The sequence below is a fragment of the Colwellia sp. MB3u-8 genome (genome assembly GCF_014076985.1).
Classification (GTDB): Bacteria; Pseudomonadota; Gammaproteobacteria; order Enterobacterales; family Alteromonadaceae; genus Cognaticolwellia.
Map to the genome: position 1 here is coordinate 1 of NZ_JACGVA010000013.1, position 752 is coordinate 752.

Annotated in this window: 1 protein-coding gene; it reads left to right on the forward strand. The window is 36.8% G+C overall.

Annotated features, from left to right (window positions below; translation table 11 throughout):
• Positions 1-29: 29 nt before the first annotated feature.
• Entirely contained in the window at positions 30-671 is a 642-nt protein-coding gene (locus tag H4J54_RS00100) for a hypothetical protein (RefSeq protein WP_182188826.1), read from the forward strand.
• The last annotated feature ends 81 nt before the right edge of the window (positions 672-752 follow it).

The window sequence follows — 752 nt, forward strand, 5'->3', positions numbered from 1 at the left end:
GTTAGCAGTTCAATCATACAGGGTCGTATATGGATAAATTTTTTGATTACATATCAAAAGAATGGGCTGTAATATCTCAAGCACCGTTTGCTTTTTTGATACTAGGGGCATTAATGTTTGCCCTTGCTTATTTAGCCGCGAAATTTAAATTTACAGTTCTTGTCGATGAAGTTAAAGCAAAAAATGAAACTTTAAAGGAGAGGTTACTTTTAAAAACAGAGCAAGCCGAATCATACAAAGATAGAGCATTAAAATATGATGATAATGTTCAACAAGTAGTTGGTTCAGATGAAATCGCGTTGAAAGACAAAACACTAGAAGTGGTAAAAAACCTCCGAGACTTTATAGAAAGGCATAAGAAAGAAGACGATCGTGTAAGTGGTATTGAGCGTTCGGTAATGCGAGATGCACTAACAGAAGAAGAAAGAAATAAGGCGTGGGAAAAGAATACCAGCGAAATCATGCGACTTTCCAATGAACGAAATGCAGAATATGATCGCAGATTTAGAGTTGACGCCATGCTACTCAGAGATGAATTAAGAACTCGTCTAACTGATTATGAGCCATCAGAGAGGTATCGCGATAGTGCTTATGAGCATCCTACAAATTACTTCGGTTTCAATGATGTTGCTAGTGATTTAGAGCGGATGGCAAAACTGCTAACAAGCTAATCAACAAGGACAAAAAACAGTTTGCTGTTTTCGTTCCTCAACATTTTAGCAAACAATTTTTTGCCTGTTATTAGGGCGTTA

Coding starts and splice junctions, on each gene's coding strand:
- H4J54_RS00100 (WP_182188826.1), top strand. CDS start 30: ATGGATAAATTTTTTGATTACATATCAAAAGAATGGGCTGTAATATCT.